The organism is Streptomyces sp. NPDC003016, assembly GCF_053591455.1.
The window spans coordinates 1-21,113 of sequence record NZ_JBSFTV010000039.1 but is presented as its reverse complement, the minus strand read 5'-3'; the positions used below and the strand labels follow the sequence as shown (position 1 = coordinate 21,113).

The 21,113-nt window shown below is 72.4% G+C and carries 23 protein-coding genes; 10 read left to right on the top strand and 13 right to left on the bottom strand.

The window, feature by feature from the left end:
* Positions 1–12: 12 nt before the first annotated feature.
* Both ACWDZ4_RS28145 and map read right to left on the bottom strand, forming a co-directional pair.
* On the bottom strand, positions 13–693 hold the full coding sequence (locus ACWDZ4_RS28145; RefSeq protein ID WP_451511190.1) for a biliverdin-producing heme oxygenase: 681 nt from the start codon (positions 691–693) through the stop codon (positions 13–15).
* Between the two features lie 150 nt (positions 694–843).
* The gene (map, locus tag ACWDZ4_RS28140) at positions 844–1,701 is read right to left on the bottom strand and encodes a type I methionyl aminopeptidase (protein WP_451511189.1); all 858 of its coding nucleotides are present in this window, start codon (positions 1,699–1,701) and stop codon (positions 844–846) included.
* Positions 1,702–1,759: 58 nt separating this feature from the next.
* On the opposite strand from map, the gene ACWDZ4_RS28135 reads away from it, so the two are divergent.
* Complete coding sequence (locus ACWDZ4_RS28135) at positions 1,760–1,996, top strand: hypothetical protein (protein ID WP_344491630.1); 237 nt, start codon at positions 1,760–1,762, stop codon at positions 1,994–1,996.
* Between the two features lie 15 nt (positions 1,997–2,011).
* Here the strand turns inward: ACWDZ4_RS28135 and ACWDZ4_RS28130 are convergent, their stop codons facing one another.
* Both ACWDZ4_RS28130 and ACWDZ4_RS28125 read right to left on the bottom strand, forming a co-directional pair.
* On the bottom strand, positions 2,012–2,173 hold the full coding sequence (locus tag ACWDZ4_RS28130) for a hypothetical protein (RefSeq protein ID WP_451511188.1): 162 nt from the start codon (positions 2,171–2,173) through the stop codon (positions 2,012–2,014).
* Positions 2,174–2,211: 38 nt separating this feature from the next.
* Positions 2,212–2,814: a hypothetical protein gene (locus ACWDZ4_RS28125; RefSeq protein WP_451511187.1), complete on the bottom strand. Its 603-nt coding sequence runs from the start codon at positions 2,812–2,814 to the stop codon at positions 2,212–2,214.
* A 92-nt stretch (positions 2,815–2,906) separates the two neighbouring features.
* Between ACWDZ4_RS28125 and npdG the strand changes: the two genes are divergently transcribed.
* Both npdG and ACWDZ4_RS28115 read left to right on the top strand, forming a co-directional pair.
* Entirely contained in the window at positions 2,907–3,641 is a 735-nt protein-coding gene (gene npdG, locus ACWDZ4_RS28120) for an NADPH-dependent F420 reductase (RefSeq protein ID WP_451511186.1), read from the top strand.
* A gap of 84 nt (positions 3,642–3,725) precedes the next feature.
* Positions 3,726–3,911, top strand: a complete 186-nt coding sequence (locus tag ACWDZ4_RS28115; protein ID WP_451511185.1) for a hypothetical protein — start codon at positions 3,726–3,728, stop codon at positions 3,909–3,911.
* Here the strand turns inward: ACWDZ4_RS28115 and ACWDZ4_RS28110 are convergent.
* Complete coding sequence (locus ACWDZ4_RS28110; RefSeq protein ID WP_451511184.1) at positions 3,901–4,698, bottom strand: site-2 protease family protein; 798 nt, start codon at positions 4,696–4,698, stop codon at positions 3,901–3,903. The two genes, ACWDZ4_RS28115 and ACWDZ4_RS28110, sit on opposite strands and share 11 nt — an antisense overlap.
* 90 nt (positions 4,699–4,788) lie before the next feature.
* Here ACWDZ4_RS28110 and ACWDZ4_RS28105 point away from each other — a divergent pair, with 90 nt between their 5' ends.
* Complete coding sequence (locus ACWDZ4_RS28105) at positions 4,789–5,316, top strand: DUF6578 domain-containing protein (RefSeq protein ID WP_451511183.1); 528 nt, start codon at positions 4,789–4,791, stop codon at positions 5,314–5,316.
* 4 nt (positions 5,317–5,320) lie between these two features.
* Positions 5,321–8,650 carry a BTAD domain-containing putative transcriptional regulator gene (locus ACWDZ4_RS28100; protein ID WP_451511182.1) on the top strand — a complete coding sequence of 1,110 codons (3,330 nt, stop codon included), beginning with the start codon at positions 5,321–5,323 and terminating at the stop codon, positions 8,648–8,650.
* Between the two features lie 43 nt (positions 8,651–8,693).
* On the opposite strand, the gene ACWDZ4_RS28095 is transcribed toward ACWDZ4_RS28100, so the two are convergent.
* The 3 genes from ACWDZ4_RS28095 to panB all read right to left on the bottom strand — a co-directional run bounded on the left by ACWDZ4_RS28095 (position 8,694) and on the right by panB (position 11,549).
* Positions 8,694–9,533: an ABC transporter permease gene (locus ACWDZ4_RS28095; protein WP_451511181.1), complete on the bottom strand. Its 840-nt coding sequence runs from the start codon at positions 9,531–9,533 to the stop codon at positions 8,694–8,696.
* Positions 9,530–10,585 carry an ATP-binding cassette domain-containing protein gene (locus ACWDZ4_RS28090; protein ID WP_451511224.1) on the bottom strand — a complete coding sequence of 352 codons (1,056 nt, stop codon included), beginning with the start codon at positions 10,583–10,585 and terminating at the stop codon, positions 9,530–9,532. The genes ACWDZ4_RS28095 and ACWDZ4_RS28090 overlap by 4 nt, the downstream gene beginning before the upstream one ends.
* Positions 10,586–10,685: 100 nt before the next feature.
* Complete coding sequence (gene panB / locus ACWDZ4_RS28085; RefSeq protein WP_451511180.1) at positions 10,686–11,549, bottom strand: 3-methyl-2-oxobutanoate hydroxymethyltransferase; 864 nt, start codon at positions 11,547–11,549, stop codon at positions 10,686–10,688.
* A 298-nt stretch (positions 11,550–11,847) separates the two neighbouring features.
* On the opposite strand from panB, the gene ACWDZ4_RS28080 reads away from it, so the two are divergent.
* The gene (locus tag ACWDZ4_RS28080; protein ID WP_451511179.1) at positions 11,848–12,870 is read left to right on the top strand and encodes an endonuclease/exonuclease/phosphatase family protein; all 1,023 of its coding nucleotides are present in this window, start codon (positions 11,848–11,850) and stop codon (positions 12,868–12,870) included.
* A 131-nt stretch (positions 12,871–13,001) separates the two neighbouring features.
* On the top strand, positions 13,002–14,231 hold the full coding sequence (locus ACWDZ4_RS28075) for an MFS transporter (RefSeq protein ID WP_451511178.1): 1,230 nt from the start codon (positions 13,002–13,004) through the stop codon (positions 14,229–14,231).
* A gap of 264 nt (positions 14,232–14,495) precedes the next feature.
* Here the strand turns inward: ACWDZ4_RS28075 and ACWDZ4_RS28070 are convergent, their stop codons facing one another.
* From ACWDZ4_RS28070 to ACWDZ4_RS28055, 4 genes are all read right to left on the bottom strand, one after another.
* Positions 14,496–16,253 carry an NAD+ synthase gene (locus tag ACWDZ4_RS28070; protein WP_451511177.1) on the bottom strand — a complete coding sequence of 586 codons (1,758 nt, stop codon included), beginning with the start codon at positions 16,251–16,253 and terminating at the stop codon, positions 14,496–14,498.
* 289 nt (positions 16,254–16,542) lie between these two features.
* The gene (locus ACWDZ4_RS28065) at positions 16,543–17,235 is read right to left on the bottom strand and encodes a DUF305 domain-containing protein (protein ID WP_451511176.1); all 693 of its coding nucleotides are present in this window, start codon (positions 17,233–17,235) and stop codon (positions 16,543–16,545) included.
* Complete coding sequence (locus tag ACWDZ4_RS28060; protein WP_451511175.1) at positions 17,235–17,882, bottom strand: DUF3105 domain-containing protein; 648 nt, start codon at positions 17,880–17,882, stop codon at positions 17,235–17,237. The genes ACWDZ4_RS28065 and ACWDZ4_RS28060 overlap by 1 nt, the downstream gene beginning before the upstream one ends.
* A 65-nt stretch (positions 17,883–17,947) precedes the next feature.
* Positions 17,948–18,385 (bottom strand): hypothetical protein, encoded by a 438-nt coding sequence (locus tag ACWDZ4_RS28055; RefSeq protein WP_451511174.1) that lies wholly within the window; start codon positions 18,383–18,385, stop codon positions 17,948–17,950.
* 109 nt (positions 18,386–18,494) lie between these two features.
* Between ACWDZ4_RS28055 and ACWDZ4_RS28050 the strand changes: the two genes are divergently transcribed.
* Entirely contained in the window at positions 18,495–19,460 is a 966-nt protein-coding gene (locus ACWDZ4_RS28050) for an LLM class F420-dependent oxidoreductase (protein WP_451511223.1), read from the top strand.
* A gap of 24 nt (positions 19,461–19,484) precedes the next feature.
* Here ACWDZ4_RS28050 and ACWDZ4_RS28045 read toward each other — a convergent pair whose 3' ends face one another.
* Positions 19,485–19,874, bottom strand: coding sequence for a VOC family protein (locus ACWDZ4_RS28045; protein ID WP_451511173.1), 390 nt, complete (start codon positions 19,872–19,874; stop codon positions 19,485–19,487).
* Positions 19,875–20,154: 280 nt separating this feature from the next.
* On the opposite strand from ACWDZ4_RS28045, the gene ACWDZ4_RS28040 reads away from it, so the two are divergent.
* Both ACWDZ4_RS28040 and ACWDZ4_RS28035 read left to right on the top strand, forming a co-directional pair.
* Positions 20,155–20,538, top strand: coding sequence for a hypothetical protein (locus ACWDZ4_RS28040; RefSeq protein ID WP_451511172.1), 384 nt, complete (start codon positions 20,155–20,157; stop codon positions 20,536–20,538).
* The gene (locus ACWDZ4_RS28035) at positions 20,535–21,086 is read left to right on the top strand and encodes a DUF6328 family protein (RefSeq protein WP_451511171.1); all 552 of its coding nucleotides are present in this window, start codon (positions 20,535–20,537) and stop codon (positions 21,084–21,086) included. The genes ACWDZ4_RS28040 and ACWDZ4_RS28035 overlap by 4 nt, the downstream gene beginning before the upstream one ends.
* Positions 21,087–21,113: the final 27 nt, after the last annotated feature.

Genomic DNA, 21,113 nt, shown 5'->3' with positions numbered 1-21,113 from the left:
GCGCCGGTCGCACTAGGCGGTGAGCGGGAACTCCCTGCCCAGTTCGCGGAAGACCGCGCCGTTGAAGTCGAACGCGCGCTTGCACTCGTCGATGATGCGCCGCTTCTCCAGGTCGTCCGCGTTCACCCGGTCCAGCAGCTCGCGGTAACCCCGTTTGAAAGCCGCCGGGTTCGAGATGTCCTCGAAGACGTAGAAGCGCACCCCGTCGCCCTTGCGCGCGAAGCCCCACGTCTTCTCCGCCTTGTCGCGGATGATCTGGCCGCCCGACAGGTCGCCGAGGTAGCGGGTGTAGTGGTGCGCCACGTACCCGGCCGGCCAGTCGCGCGCGCACGCGGCGACCCGCTCGGCGTACGCCGCGGTCGCGGGCAGCGGCTCGGCCCCTGCGCGCCAGTGCGCGCCGCGCAGGTGCGCCAGGTCGCGCTCCAGCTCGGCCGTGCGCATCAGCTCGGGCTGGATGAACGGGCCCGCGACCGGGTGGTCCGCGAGCGACTCCGCGGCATCCTCCAGCGCCCGGTACACGAACCACAGCTGCTCGGTGTAGCGCGCGTACGCGTCCACCGGGAGCTTCCCGCCGAGCAGGTCGCTCATGAAGGTCGAGGTCTCCGCCTCCGTGTGCTGCTCGTGCGAGGCGACACGGATGAGCGTGGAGAACGGCGTTTCGGCGGTGGTGGCGGCTGTGGCGGTTGCGTCCAAGGCGGACCTCCGGGGACCGAGGGGTACGGGAAAGGAGGAGCGTGCGGTGGCAGCACGCGCAGCCGCCACCGCCGATCTTCCTACTTAGGTATGCCTAAGTCAATGGGTTCCCGACGTCCTGTCGGTAAAAACGCTACCGCGCGGATCCGTTCACGGCAGCGTGAGAATGTCCGCGCCGGTCTCCGTCACCACCAGCGTGTGCTCGAACTGCGCCGTCCGCTTCCGGTCCTTGGTCACGACCGTCCAGCCGTCGTCCCACATGTCGTACTCGTGCGTGCCGAGCGTGAGCATCGGCTCGATGGTGAAGGTCATGCCGGGCCGCATCACCGTCGTGGCGTGCGGGCTGTCGTAGTGCGGAATGATCAGTCCGGAGTGGAACGACGAGTTGATGCCGTGCCCCGTGAAGTCACGCACCACGCCGTAGCCGAAGCGCTTGGCGTACGACTCGATCACCCGCCCGATGACGTTGATCTGACGCCCGGGCCTGACCGCCTTGATGGCGCGGGCGAGCGACTCGCGGGTGCGCTCGACGAGCAGCCGCGACTCCTCGTCGACGTCACCGCACAGGTACGTCGCGTTGTTGTCGCCGTGCACCCCGTTGATGTACGCCGTGACGTCGAGGTTCACGATGTCGCCGTCCCGGAGCACCGTGGAGTCCGGGATGCCGTGGCAGATGACCTCGTTGACGGAGCTGCACAGCGACTTGGGGTAGCCGCGGTATCCGAGGGTAGACGGGTACGCACCATGATCGATCATGAAGTCGTGAGCGACCCGGTCCAGCTCGTCCGTGGTCACCCCCGGGGCGATGTGCTTGGCGGCCTCCTCCATCGCCTGCGCGGCGATGCGGCCCGCGATGCGCATCCGCTCGACGGTGTCGGAATCCTGGATCTCCGGGCCGGTGTACGGCGCCGGCGCCGGCTTCCCGACGTACTCGGGGCGCCGGATGGTGCCGGGGACGGAACGGGCGGGAGAGAGCTCCCCTGGTACGAGCAGCGACTGGCCAGACATGCAAGCGAGTGTATCCAGCCGCCATCGGGCAGCATGGCGGCAGAGGAAGGAGCCGACGATGGCCCTGTTCAAGAAGCGCGCAGCCGGAAAACCGGGCGAATGGTTCTACTGCCTGGAGCACAAGAAGGTGGAGGAGGGCCCCGAGTGCCCGGCCAAGGACCGCTTCGGCCCCTATCCGACGCGCCAGGAGGCGCAGCGCGCGATGGAGACCGCGGCCGAGCGCAATCTCCAGTGGGAGACGGATCCGAAGTGGCACGACAGGAACGACGGGCGGCCGGGGGAGGAGGGCGCCTGATCACCGGGCGCCCGCTCACCCCGCCGCTTCAGCCGCCGCCGCGTCCTTCCGGGCCCGGCGGCGCTGCGCGTCCGCCGCCGTGTGCGCTTCCGTGTCCGCGTCGTACGTCATGAGCTTCGGCAGCGCCGCGGCGAGCAGGCCGACGACGACCGGTCCCACGGATCCGGCGGCGTACACCAGCTCCCCGCACTCGTACCCCCACCGGCGCCCGCCCGCTACCACCGCCCCGGCGGCGGGGCCGTCAGCTGGTCGGCCAGCCGGGAGAGCCGGTCCCGCAGCCGCCGCTTCCCCCGCGGCGCGGGCAGGCTGTTCTCCCCGGCCGCCGCGCTCACCAGGTGCTGCACCGTGTCCAGGTCCACGTCCCCGCCGGCCGGCACGGACAGCGCCTCGTGCGCCAGCCCTCTGATCTCCCGGTCCCCGCCGTCCAGCGACAGCACGGTCGCCCCGGCCCGCCGCGCGTCGTGCACCCGCTCCAGCAGCTCCGCCTCCGGCCGCTGAGGCGCCACGACGAGCAGGGTCTCGCCCCGGGCGGCCGCCTCGATCCTGCCCAGCCCCACCGACAGGTGCGCCGGCTCTCCGGGCCGCACCCGGTGGCGTACGAGCGTGGGGTTCAGCTCCGCGAGTCCGGACCAGGCCGCCTCGTCGACGAGGTGCGCGGCCAGGTGCCACGGCTCGTACGCCCCGGTTCCCACCAGCAGCAGCCCGCCGCCGTGCGGCACGACGGACGACCGCAGCACCCCGGCGAACCGCCGCGTGGCCGGCAACCACTCGGTGCCGTCGAGGACTTCGCGCAGCAGGGCGACACGTACGGCATCCATGCCGGGGCATCCTGCCGTACGCCCGCGCCGGCCGCGGGCGAATGCCGCCGCCTCACCCGGACGGGCGTGCTACCTCCGAGTAGGGTCGGCGCATGACTTCGACCGACAACAGCACCGACAGCGCGAAGAAGCCCGCCGCCCGGGCAGCCGGGGCGGCCAAGGACCCCTGGGACCTCCCGGACGTGTCCGGCCTGGTCGTGGGGGTGCTCGGCGGGACCGGCGATCAGGGGCGCGGTCTCGCGTACCGGCTGGCCAGGGCCGGCCAGAAGGTGATCATCGGTTCGCGGGCCGCCGAGCGCGCGCGCAGCGCCGCCGGCGAGCTGGGCCTCGGCGTCGAGGGCGCGGACAACGCGCAGTGCGCGCTCCGCAGCGACATCGTGATCGTCGCCGTGCCGTGGGAGGGCCACGCCGAGACGCTCGAAGCGCTGCGCGGGGAGCTGAGCGGCAAGCTCGTCGTCGACTGCGTCAACCCGCTCGGTTTCGACAAGAAGGGTGCGTACGCCCTGAAGCCGGAGGAGGGCAGCGCCGCCGAGCAGGCCGCCGCCCTGCTGCCCGACTCGCGGGTGACCGCCGCCTTCCACCACCTGTCGGCCGTCCTCCTCCAGGACGCGACGGTCGAGGAGATCGACACCGATGTGATGGTGCTGGGCGAGACGCGCGCCGACACCGACCTGGTGCAGGCGCTGGCGGCCCGCATCCCGGGCATGCGCGGCGTCTTCGCGGGCCGGCTGCGGGGTGCCCACCAGGTGGAGTCGCTGGTCGCCAACCTGATCTCGGTGAACCGCCGCTACAAGGCGCACGCGGGTCTGCGCGTGACCGACGTATAAGCGCGTGACCGACGTATAAGCACGATCGGGGCATGGTGGACACTGGACCGGAAGCATTCCGCACCCGGACAGGAGCCGCCCCCCATGCCCCGCCTCGCTCTGTACGCCCTCGTCGTCTGCGTCCTCGCCGTGGCCGCGGCGGTGGTGTCCTTCGTCCAGGGCACCTGGCTCGGGGTCATCTGGATCCTGCTGGCCGGGGTCACCTCGAACATGGCCTGGTACTACCTGCGCAGGGCGAAGGCCGAACGGGAGTCCCCGGTCACCCGGTAGTCGGGGGCAGCTGCGGTTCGCCCTGCCAGAAGCGGTAGAACCGCTGGCCCAGGGCGGGGTCCAGGGCGGGGACGCCCAGCCCGCGCAGGATCGCGTCCACCGCGTCGAAGAAGACCTGGTTGACCCCCGGGATCCACAGCACGCCGAAGACCAGCAGCAGCCCGAAGGGCGCGAGCGGCTCGACCTGGCGGCGGATCCCGTACGAGAGCCAGGGCTCTATCACGCCGTAACCGTCGAGGCCCGGCACCGGCAGGAAGTTCAGGATCGCCGCCGTGACCTGGAGCAGGGCGAGGAACCCGAGCGCGTAACGGAACACATCGGGGACGCCGTCCAGCGCGTCCAGCCAGAACGGCGCCGTGCACACGGCCGCGAACAGCACGTTCGTCAGCGGCCCCGCCGCCGAGACGAGGCTGTGCTTCCAGCGGCCCTGGATGCGGCTCCGCTCGATGAAGACGGCGCCGCCGGGCAGGCCGATTCCACCCATGATCACGAAGAGCACCGGCAGCACGATGCTCAGCAGGGCGTGGGTGTATGTGAGTGGGTTGAGGGTCAGATACCCCTTCGCGCCGATGGAGATGTCGCCGCTGTGCAGGGCGGTGCGGGCGTGCGCGTACTCGTGCAGACAGAGCGAGACGATCCACGCGGACGTGACGAAGAGGAAGACGGCGAAGCCGGTGCTGGCCGAGAACTCCGTCCACACCGCCCAGCCGGAGACCGCCATGACGGCGGTGATCCCGAGGAAGACGGGACTGATCCGCCGGTCGCGACGGGTGAGGGCGGTGGTCATGCGCGGGGCTCCCGGAGTGGAGGGCGGGCGTACGGGCAGGACTGAGAAAACGTCTCGCGCGGCAACGGTAGTTCCGGCAAAGCTGGATCCATGGCGCTCTGGCGAATCATGTACGACAGCTGGCAGATGGAATGCTGCGGCGAACCGTTCTCGGTGGGCGACGAAGTGCGGTGGCGGCTGATGCTGCGGGGGCCGGACGAAGGGGCGGCGCCCGAGACGTGGCAGGACAGCTACAGCGCGCTGGAGCCGGTGGGCCACGGACTGGTGGGCGGCCCCGGCCTCACCGCGCTCTGCGCCGGAAGGCCTTCCGCCCACCCGGTCGGCCTCCTCGCGGTGGAGACGCACGGGCCGGGACCGAACGACGTGCCGGAGACCGTCGGCACGGTCCGCTCCATCCAGGTGGTCGTCGAGGGGTACGCCGCCACGCGCGCCGGGGGGCGTACGTACGAGCCGGTGCCCGGCGAACGGTGGCTGCGGGCGGTCGAGACCTGCCCCAAGTGGTTCGGCGACACGGCGGAGCCGGACCGGGCGGGGCGCGGCCACCGGCGCACGGAGACCGGGGTCCTGGTCGGGCTGGAGACGCCCGGCGGCCCGGCGACCGCCCGTCCCGGACAATAGGGCCGTGCGCTACCGCATCCTCGGCCCCACGCAGGCACTCCGCGACGACGGCACGCCCGTCACCGTCGGCGGAGCGCGGCTGCGCGCGCTGGTGACGGTACTGGCGCTGCGTCCCGGGCGTACGGTCACGGCCGGCGCCCTCGCCGACGAGGTGTGGAACGGCGACCCGCCCGCCGACGCGACCGGCGCGCTCCAGGCCCTGGTCGCCCGCGCCCGCCGTGCCCTGGGCCACGCGGCGATCGCCTCCGCCGACGGCGGCTACCGGCTGTGCGCCGACCCCGAGGACGTGGACCTGTACCGCTTCCAGCGCCTCGCGGGGGAGGGCGCGAAGGCCCTGGACGACGGTGACCCCGGCAAGGCGGCGGCGCTGCTCGACGAGGCGCTGGAGCTGTGGCACGGACCGGTCCTGGCCGGCCTTCCCGACCGTACGGCGGAGGCGGCCCGCTGGGAGGACCGCCGCCTCACGGCCCGCCGGGCCCGTCTGGCGGCCCTGGTCGGCCTGGGGCGGGCCGAGGAGGCCCTGCCGGAACTCACGGCGCTCTGCGACGACCACCCCATCGACGAACCGCTCCACTCCCTGCGCCTGCGCGCCCTGCGCGACACGGGCCGCTCCGCGCAGGCGCTCGCGGCGTACGACGAACTCCGCCGCGACCTGGCGTCGCGCCTGGGCGCGGACCCGTCCCCCCAACTCCGCGCCCTGCACACCGAACTGCTCGCGCCGGCCGGCCGGCCCCCGGTGGACCGGCCTCCGACGGACCGGTCGCCGGCGGACCGGCCTGCGGCCGACCACCGCGTCGCGCCCGGCAACCTGCGGGCCCGGCTGACCTCCTTCGTCGGGCGCGAGGCCGACATCGAGGCCATCACCGGCGACCTCGCGCGCGCCCGCCTCGTCACCCTGCTCGGCCCCGGCGGCGCCGGCAAGACGCGGCTGTCGCAGGAGGCCGCAGAGGCCGCCAAGGCCGCCGACGGTGCCTGGCGGGACGGCGTGTGGCTCGCGGAGCTCGCGCCCGTCGACGACCCCGAGACCGTTCCCGAAGCGGTGCTCGTCGCGCTGGGCGCGCGCGAGACCGTCCTGCGCGGCGCCGGCGCCGAGGAACTGCGCGCCGCGGACCGGCACGGCGACGATCCGCTCGTACGCCTCGTCGAGCACTGCGCCCGCCGCCGGATGCTGATCCTGCTCGACAACTGCGAGCACGTCGTCGACGCCGCGGCCCGCCTCGCCGAGGAACTGCTGGCCCGCTGCCCCGGCGTGACCGTACTCGCCACCAGCCGTGAACCGCTCGGCGTGCCCGGCGAGACCGTCCGGCCCGTGGAGCCGCTGCCCGGCCCCATGGCGCTGCGCCTCCTCGCCGAACGCGGCGCGGCCGCCAGGCCCGGCTTCCGCGTCGACGACGACCCGGACGCCGCCGCCGAGATCTGCCGGCGCCTCGACGGGCTGCCCCTCGCCATCGAACTGGCCGCCGCCCGGCTGCGGATGCTCACCCCGCGCCAGATCGCGGACCGCCTCGACGACCGGTTCCGGCTCCTGACCGGCGGCAGCCGCACCGTGCTGCCGAGGCAGCAGACCCTGCGCGCGGTCGTCGACTGGTCGTGGGACCTGCTGGACGAGCGGGAGAGGGCCGCGCTGCGCGCCCTGTCCGTCTTCGCTGGCGGCTGCGACCTGGCCGCCGCCGAAGCGGTGTGCGGCCCGGACGCGCTCGATGTACTCGGCTCGCTGGTCGACAAGTCGCTGGTCGTGGCCGCCCCCTCGGACGACGGGAGTGGCGGCGACGGGAGCGGCGGCATGCGTTACCGCCTCCTCGAAACCGTCGCCGAGTACGCCGCCGAACGTCTCGACGAGGCCGGCGACCGCCCCACCGCCGAGCGCCGCCACCTCGTCCACTTCCGCGAGCTCGCCCGCCACACCGAACCCCTGCTGCGCGGCCGCGAACAGCTCGCCCGCATCAACCTCCTCCAGGTCGAGTACGAGAACCTGCGCACCGCACTGCGCCGCGCCGCGGCCGCCCACGACGAGCACGAAGTGCTCTGCCTCGTCCACTCACTCGCCTGGTACTGGACGATCCGCGGCCTGCGCGGCGAGGCCCGCCACTGGTCGCTGGCCGCCACCCAGCTCGGACCCGACCCCTTCGCCCCGCCGGCCGCCCCCGCTCCCGCCCTGCACGAACGGTGTACGGACGCGCCGCCGCCCATGGCGCCCGAGCAGCTCCTGGAGGCCAGGCGCGGAGCCTGGCTGATCCACCTGGCGAGCATGAACCACGAGCTCGACGACTGGACGGGCGACGAGGCGACGGCATGGCTGCGCCGCGTCGTCGACGTCTACCGGCCCGGCCTGCCGCAGACCTGTCGCATGCCGGGGACCCTCTGGCTCTACGCGGTCATGCTGACCGGCAGCCCCGGGCAGTTGCACGAGGTCCTCAACCGGACCGTCGACGCCTGCCGGGAGTACGGCTACCCCTGGGAGCTCGCCGCCGCCCTCCAGATGCGGGCCAACATCCTTGCCAACCGGAGCGACTGGGCGGGTGACGCGAGCCGCGACGCGGAGGAGAGCCTGGAGATCTTCACCCGGCTCGGTGACGCGTGGGGCGCGGCCGAGGCCCTGTCCGCGCGCGGCGAGGCGCACGAGCGCAGCGGCCGGTTCGGTCTCGCCGCCGAGGACTTCCGTGCCGCGATCGACCATGCGGCCCGGCTCGGCGCGCAGACGCAGGTGTCGCTGTTGCGGGCCCGGTTCGCGGGCGTACTGATGGAGGCGGGGGACGGCGAGAAGGCCGAGGTGATGCTGCGCGAGATCCTCGCCGAGGTCGAGCAGCACGGGCACGAGTCGGAGCCCGCCGCCCGCATGTTCCTGGCGATACGGCTCGCCCGCACCGGCCGCACCGGCGAAGGGCGGGCCCAACTGGAGCTGATGCGCCGGTCCTTCAACCGGACCAACCTCGCGATCTTCGAAGGCTTCGTGCTCGGCCTCCTCGCCTGGATGGACAACCTGGACGGCCGGTACGACCAGGCGCTCGGCCGGGCCCGCCAGGCGCTGGAGCGCTCGCGCGAGCCGCTGTCCCGGATGGTCGCTCCGCAGATGCCGGCGCTCCACCTGGTGACGGTGGCCCGCGCCCTGGCCGGGCTCGCCGGGCCGGGCCAGGCGCGGGACGCCGCCCGGCTGCTCGGCGCACACGAGGGCTTCCTGCTCCCGGGCCACTTCGTGTCGGCCCAGGAGCGCGAGGCCACGGTGGACGCCGAGGCGGCGGCCCGCGCCGCGCTGGGCGACACCGCGTACGAGGCGGCGTACGCCGAGGGCGGCTGCCTCACCCTGGAGGAGGCAGCCGCCCTCGCCGGCCCCTGACACGGCCTCAGTACCTCATCGGTACCTCTCCGTGCCCAGGGACTCAGGTCTTCTTGCGGAACTTCGAGACCGCGAGCGGCGCCGTCACCAGCGTGATGACCGCTGCCCAGGCCAGCACCATCCACACATCGCGGGCGACGGGCCCGCCGATGAACAGACCGCGCGCCGCGTCGGCGAGGTTCGACAGCGGGTTGTAGTCGGTGAAGGTCTGGAGCCAGCCCGGCATCGTCGACGGCGGGGTGAAGATCGAGGACCCGAACTGCAAGGGCATCAGCACGAGGAACGCCACCCCCTGCACGGCCTGCGCCGTCTTCACGGAGAGCCCGATCAGAATGAAGATCCACATCAGCGAGGCGCCGAAGAGGAGCGAGAGCCCGACCGCGCCCAGCACGTGCAGCGGCGACGTCTCGACCGACAGCCCCAGGACGAAGCCCACGATCAGCAGGATCGCGAAGGCGACCGTCATCCGGCCGACCTCGACGACGATCTTCGCTATGAGGACGGAGGACCGGGCGATCGGCATCGTGCGGAACCGGTCCATGACCCCCTTCTGGAAGTCCTCGTTGATGCCGGTGCCGACGGCCATGGAGACGTTCATGCCCATCATCGCCATCAGTCCGGGGACCAGATAGCTGACGTACTCGGACTGGTTGCCCTTGCCCGCGACCGCGCCGCCGAAGACGAAGACGAAGAGCAGGGTGAAGACGATCGGCATCAGCAGGACGTCGAACATCGACTCCGGGTCCTGCTTGATCTGCATGACGTTGCGGCGGGCGAGCGCGCCGATGTGCCGCAGACTGGCCCGCAGGCCGATCCGCCCCTCGTCGTCGTGCGTCGCCTTCGCGGGCGCCGGCGCCGGCGGGGTCACTGTCGCCGCGCTCATGCCGCGACCTCCTCGTGCTTGTTGTTCGCGGGGGACCCGGACGTGACGGTCCCGGCCGCCGCTTCGCTCGTCTTCTCGCCCGTGATGGCCAGGAACACCTCGTCCAGGCTGGGCAGGTGGGTGCCGATGTGCGCGATGCCGAAGCCGCGCGCGCCCAGCAGGCCGACCACCGCGGTCAGCTGCTCGTCGCTGAGGATCGGTACGTACAGCAGGCCCTCGCCGGCGTCGGTCTTCGAGCCCGCGATGCCGTCGAGCCCCGCCTCGCTCAACACCCGTGCCATGGCGGTCAGCTGCGCCGGATCGGCCGGCCGGACCTCCAGGGTGCGGCCGCCGACCTTCGCCTTCAGCTCGTCGACCTTGCCGCCCGCGATGACGCGGCCGCGGTCGATGACCGTCAGCTCGCTCGCGAGCTGCTCGGCCTCCTCCATGTACTGGGTGGTGAGCAGGACGGTGACCCCCTCGCCCACCATCCGTTTGACCTCGTCCCACACCTCGTTGCGCGTACGGGGGTCGAGCCCTGTCGTCGGCTCGTCCAGGTAGAGCACGGCGGGCTCCCCGATCATCGACGCCGCCAGGTCCAGGCGCCGCCGCATGCCGCCGGAGTACTGCATCACCGGCTTCCTCGCGGCCTCGGTGAGCGAGAACCGCTCCAGCAGCTCGTCCGCGCGCCGCCGTGCGTCCTTGCGGGACAGATCGAGCAGCCGCCCGATCATGTAGAGGTTCTCCCAGCCGGCGAGCTTCTCGTCGACCGAGGCGTACTGCCCGGTCAGGCCTATCGTGCGGCGAAGCTGCCGGGGCTGCTTCACCACGTCGTACCCGGCCACGACGGCCGTGCCGGCATCCGGCCGGACCAGCGTGGACAGGCACCGTACGAGGGTGGTCTTGCCGGCGCCGTTGGGCCCGAGGACACCGAGCACGGTGCCTTCCCGTACGTCCAGGTCCACGCCGTCCAGTGCCTTGGTCCCGCCGTAGTGCTTGACCAGTCCCCTTACCTCGACGGCGTTGGCCGCGCCGCCCCTGGGGTTCGTGTCGAATCGCGTCATGCCGACCATGAGAGCAGCCGCCACTGACAACGCGCCGACAGCCCGCCGACAAACACCGACAGCCCGCCGATGGGGGAAGTCGGCGGGCTGTCCCTGGTGCGGGCAGTGGCTAGTGGAAGGTGTGCTCCTCCTGCGGGAACGCCCCGCCGACGACATCGCCGGCGAACGCCTTCGCCGCGTCCCCGAGGGTCTCCCGCAGGTTCGCGTACTGCTTGGTGAAGCGCGGCACCTTGCCGCCCGTCAGGCCCGCCATGTCGGTCCAGACGAGGACCTGCGCGTCCGTGTCGGGCCCCGCGCCGATGCCCACGGTCGGAATGTGCAGCGAGCGCGTCACCTCGGCGGCCAGCTCGGCCGGTACGAGCTCCAGCACGACCGCGAACGCACCCGCGTCCTGCGCGGCCTTCGCGTCCCTCAGCAGCTGGTGCGCGGCCTCGTCGCTGCGCCCCTGGACCCGGTAGCCCATGGTGTTGACGGACTGCGGCGTCAGCCCGAGGTGCGACATGACCGGGATGCCGGCCTTCACCAGCAGCTCGGTCTGGGCGTGCGAGCGCTCGCCGCCCTCCAGCTTCACCGCGCCCACGCCGGCGTCCTTGATCAGCCGGGTCGCGTTGCGCAGGGCCTGTACCGGGCCTTCCTGGTACGAGCCGAAGGGCAGGTCGCCGACGACCAGGGCGCGCCTGGTGCCCCGTACGACAGCGGCGGAGAGCAGCGTCATCTCGTCCATCGTGACGGGCACGGTGGTCTCGTAACCGAGATGGCAGTTGCCCATGGAGTCGCCGACGAGCAGGACCGGGATGCCGGCCTCGTCGAAGACGGAGGCGGTCATCGCGTCGTACGCGGTGAGCATGGGCCACTTCTCGCCGCGCTCCTTGGCGGCGGCGATGTCGTGGACGGTGATGCGGCGAGTGCCCTTGCCGCCGTACAGCGCCTTGGCGCTGTCGGCGGAAGTCTTCTGGGCAGCCTGAAGCGTCATGGCCTACGGCTCCTTCGAAATCTCGAGGCGCCCTGACGGCGTCCCCGGACCACGTCCATGGTGGCATCCCCACCGGGGCCCCGGGAAGTGGGGACCCGCCGCCGCACGCGTCCACTGGCTGGTTTGTGCGCGTTTCGTCACAGCATTCGTCCGACGCGCCCGGCCCGGAACCCCCCGCGCCGCCCCGTCGTCCTCGTGGCAGTACGGCCGTCGTGTTCGGCGGCGGGGAAAGACGCCGGTCATCGCCTAGGGTCTGAGGCGGAGGCGGTGTGCACGGCAAGGCAGTGAGGACAGCGGAATGGCGCAGGCGTACATGACGGACACGGGGAACGGCAGCTCAGGGTCTGAGCGTTCCGGATCCCGGCTCCGGCGCCGCCTCGAAAGCCTGCGTCACGATCGCGGCATCTGGCGGCGCGGCATCCTCCTCGCGCTCTGCGCGGTCCTGCTCACGGTGCTGATGGTCTTCCACGCGCAGATCCCCAACGTGATCGGCAACCTCGGCAGCCTCACCGAAACCTTCCTTCCCTGGCTGGGTCTGGGCGTTCCGCTTCTGCTCGCGGCCGCCCTGCTGCGCCGCTCGGCGACCGGGCTCGTCGCCCTGCTGCTGCCTGCCCTGGTCTGGCTCAATCTCTTCGGCGGCCTGCTCACCGACAAGTCGGAGGCGGGCGGCAACCTCACGGTCGTCACCCACAACGTCAAGGCCGGCAACGCCGACCCCGCGGGAACGGGCCGCGAGCTGGCCGAATCGGGCGCGGACGTGGTGGCGCTGCAGGAGCTCAAGGCGAGCGAGGTGTCGACGTACGAGAGCGCCCTGTCCGGTACGTACAAGCACCACTCGGTGCAGGGCACGGTCGGTCTGTGGAGCAAGTACCCGATGACCGGCACGCAGTCCGTCGACATCAAGATGGGCTGGACGCGTGCGATGCGCTCGACCGTGACGACCCCGGCGGGGGACGTCGCGGTGTACGTCGCCCACCTGCCGTCGGTACGGCTCAAGGTCGACGCCGGTTTCACGGCCGGGCAGCGCGACGACAGCGCGGACGCGCTGGGCGAGGCCATCGCCCGCGAGCCCGTCGGCAAGGTCGTCCTCCTCGGCGACCTGAACGGCACGATGAACGACCGGGCCCTGAACGCCGTCACCTCGCAGATGCGGTCCACGCAGGGCGCGGCGGGCGACGGCTTCGGCTTCAGCTGGCCGGCGTCGTTCCCGATGGCGCGGATCGACCAGATCATGGTGAAGGGGATCACGCCGGTGTCGTCGTGGGCCCTGCCGGAGACGGGCAGCGACCACCTGCCGGTCGCGGCGCGCGTGGAGATCTGACGCACGAGCTCCGAGGTGCGGGGTCCGACCCCCGCACGCCCTGCCGCAACCCCGTGTTCACGCCGCGGAACATTTCACCTGAGAGACTTTGTTCAGTACAGGAACGAAGTCCCTCTTGTGGAAGGTCTCCCATGCCCCGGCCGCCCCGGCCCGTAGCCCTGCTCGCCCTCGCCGTGAGTGCCTTCGGCATCGGCACCACCGAATTCGTCATGATGGGCCTGCTGCCCAATGTCGCGGACGACCTGGGCACCTCGGTGCCCACCGCCGGCCACCTCGTGTCGGCGTACGCGATCGGCGTGGTCATCGGCGCCCCGCTGCTCACCGCCCTCGGCTCGCGCATTCCGCGCCAGCGCATGCTCCTGCTGCTCATGGCCCTCTTCACGGTCGGCAACCTCGCCTCCGCCCTCGCCCCCGGCTTCGGCTGGCTGGTGGCGGGCCGGGTGCTCGCCGGGCTGCCGCACGGGGCGTTCTTCGGGGTCGGCGCGGTGGTCGCGGCGCGGCTGGTCGCGGACGGGCGGCAGGCGCGGGCCGTCGCGACGATGTTCCTGGGCCTCACGGTCGCCAACATCGTCGGCGTACCCGCCGCCACCCTGCTCGGCCAGCACCTCGGCTGGCGCGCCACGTTCCTGGTGGTGGCGGCGATCGGCCTGGTCGCGATGGCGGCGCTGGCCCGCCTGGTTCCGTACATCCCGACGGACACCCGGCAGAGCGTGGGCCGCGAACTGCGCACCCTCGGCAACCGCCAGGTCCTCCTCGGCCTGCTCACCGCCGTCTTCGGCTTCGCGGGCGTCTTCGCGGTCTACTCCTACCTGGCCTCGATGACGACCGAGGTCATGGGCTTCGGCCAGTCCTCCGTGACGCTGGTCCTCGCCCTCTTCGGCATCGGCATGACGCTGGGCGCCCTCGCGGCGGGCCCGCTGACCGACCGGGCCCTGCGCCTCACGCTCTACGGCTCGCTGGGCGCCCTCGCGGTCGTCCTGCTGGCGTTCAACTACACCGCGCACGTGCGGTGGGCGGCGCTGGTCACCGTGGTGGTGCTGGGCGCGGTCGGCTTCATGACCACGACACCGCTCCAGATGCTGGTCATGAACAAGGCCAAGGAGGCCCCCACCCTGGCCTCGGCCTCCAACCACTCGGCCTTCAACCTCGCCAACGCGGGCGGTGCGTGGCTCGGCGGCATGGCGATCACCGCCGGCTGGGGCTGGATGTCCCCGACGCTGGTCGGGGCGGTACTGGCGGCGGCGGGCCTCGCGATCGCCGTCACGGCGGGCCTCCTGGACCGCACCCCGGCGTCGTCCCGCTCGCGGGTGGTGGCCGGGGGCGCGGCGGCCCGGGAGCCGGTGCGCGACACGGTGGCCTGACGGGGGCCTCCCCCTGCCCGCCCCTTCCCGGACCGGGGCTCCGACCCGGGCCCCCGACCTCGGACGCCGGACGGGCTGACGGTGGCCGCAACGGGCATTGTCCAGCCCGTCCCGGCGTCCGAGGACACGCCCGGAGGGCGTCCGGGGGCGTCCAGGGCAGAGGGCTCGTCCCGGGGCTCGTCCCCGGCTCGGGAAGGGGCGGGGTGGGGCGGGGCGGGGAACAGGCCCCGCGCAGCGGCCCGCCCCCGCCCCTTCGCCCCCGCGTCAGACGGGTGACTCGCGCCACCGGTTCGTGATCGGCAGACGGCGGTCCTTGCCGAAGCCCTTCGGGGAGATCTTCGTGCCCGGCGGATACTGCCGGCGCTTGTACTCCGCCGTGTCCACCATCCGCAGCGTCCTCGCGACCAGCGCCCGGTCGAAGCCCGCGGCCACGATCGACTCCAGGCCCTGGTCCTGGTCGACGTACATCTCCAGGATCCGGTCCAGCACGTCGTAGTCCGGCAGCGAGTCGGTGTCGACCTGCCCCGGGCGCAGCTCAGCGCTCGGCGGCTTGGAGATCGAGCTCTCCGGGATCGGCGGGGTCTGGCCCCGCTCCTCGGCCGCCTTGTTCCGCCACCTCGCCAGCGCGAAGATCCACGTCTTGTAGACGTCCTTGACCGGCCCGTACGCGCCGACCGAGTCGCCGTAGAGGGTCGAGTAACCCACCGCCAGCTCGGACTTGTTGCCCGGCGCGAGCACGATCTGGCCCTCCTGGTTGGAGATGGCCATCAGCGTGGTGCCGCGCAGCCGCGACTGGAGGTTCTCCTCGGCGAGCCCGGTCAGGGCGAGCGAGCCCATGTACGCGTCGAACATCGGTCCGATCGGAACGGTCCGGAAGTTCAGTCCGGTGCGGCGGGCCAGTTCGGCCGCGTCGCGCTTGGAGTGCTCCGAGGAGTACTTCGACGGCATGGACACGCCGTACACGTTCTGCGCGCCCAGCGCGTCGCACGCGATCGCGGCCACGAGTGCCGAGTCGATGCCGCCGGACAGCCCGACCAGGACGGAGCCGAAGCCGTTCTTGGCAGCGTACGCGCGCAGGCCCACGACCAGCGCCGAGTACACCTCCTCCGTGTCCTCCAGGCGTTCGGCGTACCCGCCGGTCAGCTCGGGCTCGTACGCGGGGAGGGGCTCCTCGGAGAGCACGACGTGGTCGATGCGCAACCCGTCGTCGACCGTCCCGGACGGGGGAACGGGGCTCGCGGCCGGCAGCTCCAGGTCGAGCAGCATGCTGCCCTCCGAGAACTGCGGGGCGCGCGCTATGACCTCGCCGTCCTTGTCGCAGACGATCGAGTCGCCGTCGTAGACCAGCTCGTCCTGGCCGCCGGTCATCGCGACGTACGCCGTCGTGCAGCCCGCCTCCCGGGCGCGCTTGCGCACCAGCTCCAGGCGGCTGTCGTCCTTGTGGACCTCGTACGGGGAGGCGTTGATGGAGAGCAGCAGGCCCGCCCCGGCGGACCGGGCGGCCGGCACGCGGCCACCGTCCTGCCAGAGGTCCTCGCAGATGGCGAGGGCGACGTCGACGCCGTGCACGCGGACAACGGGCATCGAGTCGCCCGGCACGAAGTACCGGAACTCGTCGAAGACGCCGTAGTTGGGGAGGTGGTGCTTGGCGAAGGACAGCGCGACCCGGCCGCGGTGCAGCACGGCGGCGGCGTCCTGCGGGGAGCCGGCGGGCTGGCCGTAGCGCGGCTGGGCCTTCTCGCAGCGGTCGAGGTAGCCGACGATCACGGGGATCTCCCCGAAGCCCTCGTCGGCGAGGCGCGCCGCGAGCGCCCGCACGGCGCCCTGCGACGCCTCGACGAAGGACGAGCGCAGGGCGAGGTCCTCGACGGGGTAGCCGGTCAGTGCCATCTCGGGAAACGCCACAAGACGGGCGCCCTGTCCGGCGGCGTGCCGGGTCCAGCGGACGATCGCTTCGGCATTGCCCGCGAGGTCGCCGACGGTCGAGTCGATCTGATTCAGGGCGAGGCGTAGTTGAGGCACGCGCCCAGTTTATCGTCTCTCTGACGCGATGTCTTGGGGGCGTCGGGACGGACCTGCGCGGGACGCCTCGCTCCGGCGCTCCGCTCCGCCCGGAGGCGGCGGTGCCTGGAACCCGGTCGGCGGCGGGCCCCACGGACTCTGGTCGGAGGGCGGGGCGGGCATGGTCGTCCGGCGTCCTTCAGATGTGGGCGAACGGGAGTTCGGCGACGTGGGCGGGGTCAACAGGGCGGACCGCCCGGACGCGGTGGTCCGGGCGGTCCGTGGGGGAGGGGAAGGGCGGGCGGCCCGGTCAGGGACGGGGAGCCGCGCCCCGCGCCTTCAGCAGGTCGGCCATCAGCTTGATCTCCGACTCCTGGGCGTCGGCCATGCCCTGCGCCAGGGACCGCTCCGGGGCGACCTCGCACCGGTCGGCGCAGCCCTGGGCCATCGCGACGCCGCCCTTGTGGTGGTCGGTCATCAGCTGGAGGTAGAGGATCTCCGCCTTCCTGCCGTCCGCCGCGCGGAGCTCCGCCAGCTCGGCCCTGGTCGCCATGCCGGGCATGAGCACCCCGTCACGCGCCCCGTGCGCCTCGTGCGACCCGTGCCCGCCGTGGTCGCCCTGGCCGGAGGAATCCCCTGCGGCCATCCAGGCCATCGGCTCGTCCGGCGAGTGCTTCGGCAGGCCCCACAGGTCGAGCCAGCCGAGCATCATGCCCCGCTGGTTGGCCTGGGTGTTGGCGATGTCGTACGCCAGCCTGCGCACCTCTTCGTCCTTTGTGCGGTCGCGCACGACGAACGACATCTCCACCGCCTGCTGGTGGTGCACCGACATGTCCCGCGCGAAGCCCGCGTCCGCCGAGTCCCCGGCGGGCGTCCGGCCCGCGGCGGCGGTGCCACCGCCGTCGCCGCCGTTCCCGTTCCCGGCGGCGACGGTGACGGCCCCGGCCGCGAAGAGCAGGGCGAGGACCACGGCCGTGACGGCGGCCCAGTGCGTACGCGTCATCACTGGCCGATACCGCCCGTGCACGCCGCACCGAGCTCGGGCGTCTGCGGTCCCTGCACGTACTTCGTGAAGAACTGGTCGACCCGCGGGTCCGTCGCGCTGTCCACGGTCACCTGCTTGCCCCACGCGCTGAGCATGAGCGCACCGGCCTGGTCCTTGACCGGGCTCATCAGCGCGTACGAGGTCTTGCCGACCTTCTCGGCGAGCTTCTTGACGTCGGTGTCCGGCGCCTTGTCGTTGTACGTCACCCAGACCGCGCCGTGCTCCAGCGAGTGCACCGCGTTGACCTCGGGGATCTCCTTCTTGTAGACGTCCCGGTCGCAGTTCATCCACGCCTGGTGGTGGTCACCGCCCACCGGCGGCGTCATCGGGTAGGAGACGTCCTTGGTGACGTGTTCGCGGCCCAGCTTCTTGGCGTCCCAGGACTTCTCGCCCTTGACGGGGGCCTTGGCCTGGGCCGCCGCCTTCTCCTTCTTGTCCGATTCCTGGAGGAAGACGTACGAGCCGAATCCGACCAGGCCGACCACGACGGCCGTGCTGACGGCGATCGTGATGAGCCGGTTGCGGCGCTCGCGCGACTGCTCGGCGCGGCGCATCTCCTCTATTCGGGCCTTGCGTGACGCGTTTGCGGTCTTGTGGGAAGTCATGGTGTGTGTCCTTCGCCTGCTGAAGGGGGTCGGGGGGCGGCGGAGGCCCGGCGCGGGCGGCCCGGCTACGTCCGCATCACCTGAAGGACATGACGCCCCGGCGCCCGCGGAAGCGCCCCGGCGCCGCATACCGGGTCGGTGGCGGCCCGCGGTGCGACATGCTGCGGCTCGGTGGTCACCGGCGTGGCCGGCGGCGGCACGGTGAGCACGGCGGGGGACAGGTGCGGGAAGGCGCCGCAGGGCTGGGAGTCGTACGGACAGAGGTACGCGTGCCGGTCCTGCGCGGGAGCGGCGGCAGCGGCGGCCGCGGCGGCGACGGGAACGGGAAGGGCGACGTCGACGGCGGCGGTCCCGTGGCGCTCCCGGGACTCGGAACCCGGCTCGGCCCCCGTACTCAGGCAGACGAAGAGCGCGGCGAACAGCGTCGCCACGGCGCTCAGCAGCACCATGGGACGTGTGGTGCGCCTGGTGCGCCCGGTGCGGGATTGCCGCAGTCCGCCCATGGGCGCAGATCGTAGTCCGCGAAGACCTCTTCGATGCCCTGCGGGTGGTATCCAGTTGTATCCAGTGGGGCGGATGTTTTGCGCCCCGGAGATCGGCAACCCGCCCTTCATGGTGCACATCGGATACACGATGATGACGGAGCAGGCCGGGCCCCGTGATCTGGTCGACCATGTGGTCGCCGCGGAGCGTGCCGGTTTCGACTTCTCCGTCACCTCGGACCACTACTTCCCGTGGCTGGACGAACAGGGCCACGCACCGTACGCCTGGAGCGTGCTCGGCGCGGCCGCCCAGGCCACCTCACGCATTCCGCTGATGACGTACGTGACCTGCCCGACAATCCGCTACCACCCCGCTGTCGTCGCCCAGAAGGCCGCGACCGTGCAGCTGCTCGCGCAGGGCCGGTTCCGGCTCGGCCTCGGGTCGGGCGAGAACCTCAACGAGCACGTCGTCGGCGCGGGCTGGCCCGCCGCCCACGTCCGCCTGGAGATGCTGGAGGAGGCCGTGGAGATCATCCGCGCGCTGTTCGCCGGCGGCGACGTGAGCCACCACGGCACGCACTACGACGTCGAGAACGCCCGGCTCTGGGACCTGCCCGAGCAGCTCCCCCCGATCGGCATCGCGGTCTCCGGCCCCCGGTCCTGCGAGATCGCCGGCCGCCTCGGCGACCTGGTCATCGCCACCGAGCCCAAGAGCGAACTCCTGGAGGCGTTCGACCGCCACGGCGGCAGCGGAAAGCCCCGGGTCGGCCAGGTGCCGGTCTGCTTCGACACCGACCGGGACGCGGCGCTCAAGCGGGCGCACGAGCAGTTCCGCTGGTCCGTCGGCGGCTGGAAGGTCAACTCGGAGCTGCCGGGTCCCGCCGGATTCGACCAGGCCACCCGGTTCGTACGGCCCGAGGACGTCGCGCAGTCCATCCCGTGCGGCTCGGACGTCGATACGTTCGTCGAGGCGGTACGGCCGTACGCCGAGGCGGGCTTCACCGAGATCGCCCTGGTCCAGGTCGGCGGCGACCACCAGCGGCCGTTCATCGCATGGGCGGAGAAGGAGCTGCTGCCCGCCCTGCGCCGGCTCTGAGGACCGGCGCAGGGCGGGCGGCGGTCAGCGCGGAGCGCCCCCATGGGCCAGCGTGAAGGAGTGCCCCGCCGGATCGGAGTACACCCGTTCGTCGCGCGGGCCGCTGTTGTTCTTCGTGTCCACGGGCCGGGCACCGAGGCTCACGGCCTCGCGCTCCGCCTCGTCCATGTCGCCGCGCTCCACCAGGATCCGCAGGTGCGCCTGGAGCGAGTCGTCCGGGCGCGGCCAGCTGGGCGGCGCGTAGCCGTGGTCCCGGCGGATCGCCAGCTCCACGCCCCGGTGGCCCACGATCTCCACGAAGTCCGGGTTGGTCCCGATCCTGGCTTCCGCGCCCAGCAGGGCGGCGTAGAACTCCGCCAGCTCCTCGGGCTTCGCGCAGTCCAGGACGAGAACGCTCTGTTTCGCGACTGTCATCTGCTCTTCCCACTCCCCACTCGCCGCAGGCGGCCGGACGGCCATCCACCCGCCTACCCGCGGGATGCGGCGGCACACGGACCGTCACGGCACCCGGATCCGGGCCGGACGCATCTCCGCCGCGCGAACGGGTACCCGCGCCGCAGCCATCCGGGCGCCGACCTGCGGGTACCGCCGCTCCGCCGGCCCGCGGACCCACCGGTCCACGGCCTCCGGTCGCGCACGCGATCCCGCCGGGTGAGCCTGGGGACCGGCGACGACGAGAGAAAGAGGCTCCACTGTGAACAGCACGGAACACACCGGAACGCAGGTCCTGGTCGAAGTCACCGGCAGCTCCAAGGAGGACGCCAACGCCGTTTTCGGCGCACTGTGCACCGCCTTCACCTCCGACCGCCCGTCCGACGACGCGCCGCGGGACGACACGGGCGGACGCCCGATGGTGTGGAGCGCCACCTACGACGTGTCCGCCGTACGGGAACAGGCCGCCCCCGCACGGCTGACGGAGCCCGTCTCCGTCACCCTCCAGGGCGGCTACCAGGCGGTGGACCAGCTGCGTGAGCAGCTCGCATCGGCGTTCTCCGTGTCCGAGGAGGGCTCCGCCTCCGGCGATCAGGAGAAGGAGCTTCAGCTGCGTCTGGAGAGCGGGTCCGGGACGGCACCATGAGCGATACGGGGCCCCGGGAGGACCGGCGGGGCCGTACCGACGGGACGGGCTCCCGGAAGCTGCGGCGGGGCCGTGACGAGACGGAGGAGGAGCGGGCGGACCGGCTGTGGGCGGAGCTGCTCCAGGAGCTGCGGGTCGCCCAGACCGGCGTACAGATCCTGTTCGCCTTCCTGCTGACCTTCGTCTTCCAGCCGCGGTTCACCGACCTGTCGACGACCGACCGGAACATCTACGTCGTCACGGTCGTGCTCGGAGCGGCGACGGTCGGCTCGCTGGTCGGCCCGGTCTCCTTCCACCGCCTGGTCACCGGCCGCCGGCTCAAGCCGCAAATGGTGATGTGGGCGTCCAGGCTGACCCTTCTCGGGCTGGTGCTGCTGCTGTGCACGATGGCGCTGGCGCTGCTGCTGATCCTCCGGCTGGCGCTGCACAGCACCCTCGCCCTGTGGCTGGTCGGCGGGCTGGTGACCTGGTTCGTGCTGTGCTGGTTCGTGCTGCCGGCCTGGGCCCGGCATGCCAGTGCGGGCAAGGACAGGGCGGGCGAGGAGTGACCGAAGTCGCTCCTCGCCCGCCCTGTC

Excerpts from the sequence above, each read along its gene's own strand:
- ACWDZ4_RS28090 (WP_451511224.1), bottom strand. The coding sequence starts at position 10,585 with ATGGTCGGCATGACGCGATTCGACACGAACCCCAGGGGCGGCGCGGCC.
- ACWDZ4_RS28045 (WP_451511173.1), bottom strand. The coding sequence starts at position 19,874 with ATGACAGTCGCGAAACAGAGCGTTCTCGTCCTGGACTGCGCGAAGCCC.
- ACWDZ4_RS28055 (WP_451511174.1), bottom strand. The coding sequence starts at position 18,385 with ATGGGCGGACTGCGGCAATCCCGCACCGGGCGCACCAGGCGCACCACA.
- ACWDZ4_RS28135 (WP_344491630.1), top strand. The coding sequence starts at position 1,760 with ATGGCCCTGTTCAAGAAGCGCGCAGCCGGAAAACCGGGCGAATGGTTC.
- ACWDZ4_RS28035 (WP_451511171.1), top strand. The coding sequence starts at position 20,535 with ATGAGCGATACGGGGCCCCGGGAGGACCGGCGGGGCCGTACCGACGGG.
- ACWDZ4_RS28110 (WP_451511184.1), bottom strand. The coding sequence starts at position 4,698 with ATGACCACCGCCCTCACCCGTCGCGACCGGCGGATCAGTCCCGTCTTC.
- ACWDZ4_RS28060 (WP_451511175.1), bottom strand. The coding sequence starts at position 17,882 with ATGACTTCCCACAAGACCGCAAACGCGTCACGCAAGGCCCGAATAGAG.
- ACWDZ4_RS28115 (WP_451511185.1), top strand. The coding sequence starts at position 3,726 with ATGCCCCGCCTCGCTCTGTACGCCCTCGTCGTCTGCGTCCTCGCCGTG.
- npdG (WP_451511186.1), top strand. The coding sequence starts at position 2,907 with ATGACTTCGACCGACAACAGCACCGACAGCGCGAAGAAGCCCGCCGCC.
- ACWDZ4_RS28095 (WP_451511181.1), bottom strand. The coding sequence starts at position 9,533 with ATGAGCGCGGCGACAGTGACCCCGCCGGCGCCGGCGCCCGCGAAGGCG.
- panB (WP_451511180.1), bottom strand. The coding sequence starts at position 11,549 with ATGACGCTTCAGGCTGCCCAGAAGACTTCCGCCGACAGCGCCAAGGCG.
- ACWDZ4_RS28075 (WP_451511178.1), top strand. The coding sequence starts at position 13,002 with ATGCCCCGGCCGCCCCGGCCCGTAGCCCTGCTCGCCCTCGCCGTGAGT.
- ACWDZ4_RS28065 (WP_451511176.1), bottom strand. The coding sequence starts at position 17,235 with ATGACGCGTACGCACTGGGCCGCCGTCACGGCCGTGGTCCTCGCCCTG.
- ACWDZ4_RS28050 (WP_451511223.1), top strand. The coding sequence starts at position 18,495 with ATGGTGCACATCGGATACACGATGATGACGGAGCAGGCCGGGCCCCGT.
- ACWDZ4_RS28125 (WP_451511187.1), bottom strand. The coding sequence starts at position 2,814 with ATGGATGCCGTACGTGTCGCCCTGCTGCGCGAAGTCCTCGACGGCACC.
- map (WP_451511189.1), bottom strand. The coding sequence starts at position 1,701 with ATGTCTGGCCAGTCGCTGCTCGTACCAGGGGAGCTCTCTCCCGCCCGT.
- ACWDZ4_RS28105 (WP_451511183.1), top strand. The coding sequence starts at position 4,789 with ATGGCGCTCTGGCGAATCATGTACGACAGCTGGCAGATGGAATGCTGC.
- ACWDZ4_RS28080 (WP_451511179.1), top strand. The coding sequence starts at position 11,848 with ATGGCGCAGGCGTACATGACGGACACGGGGAACGGCAGCTCAGGGTCT.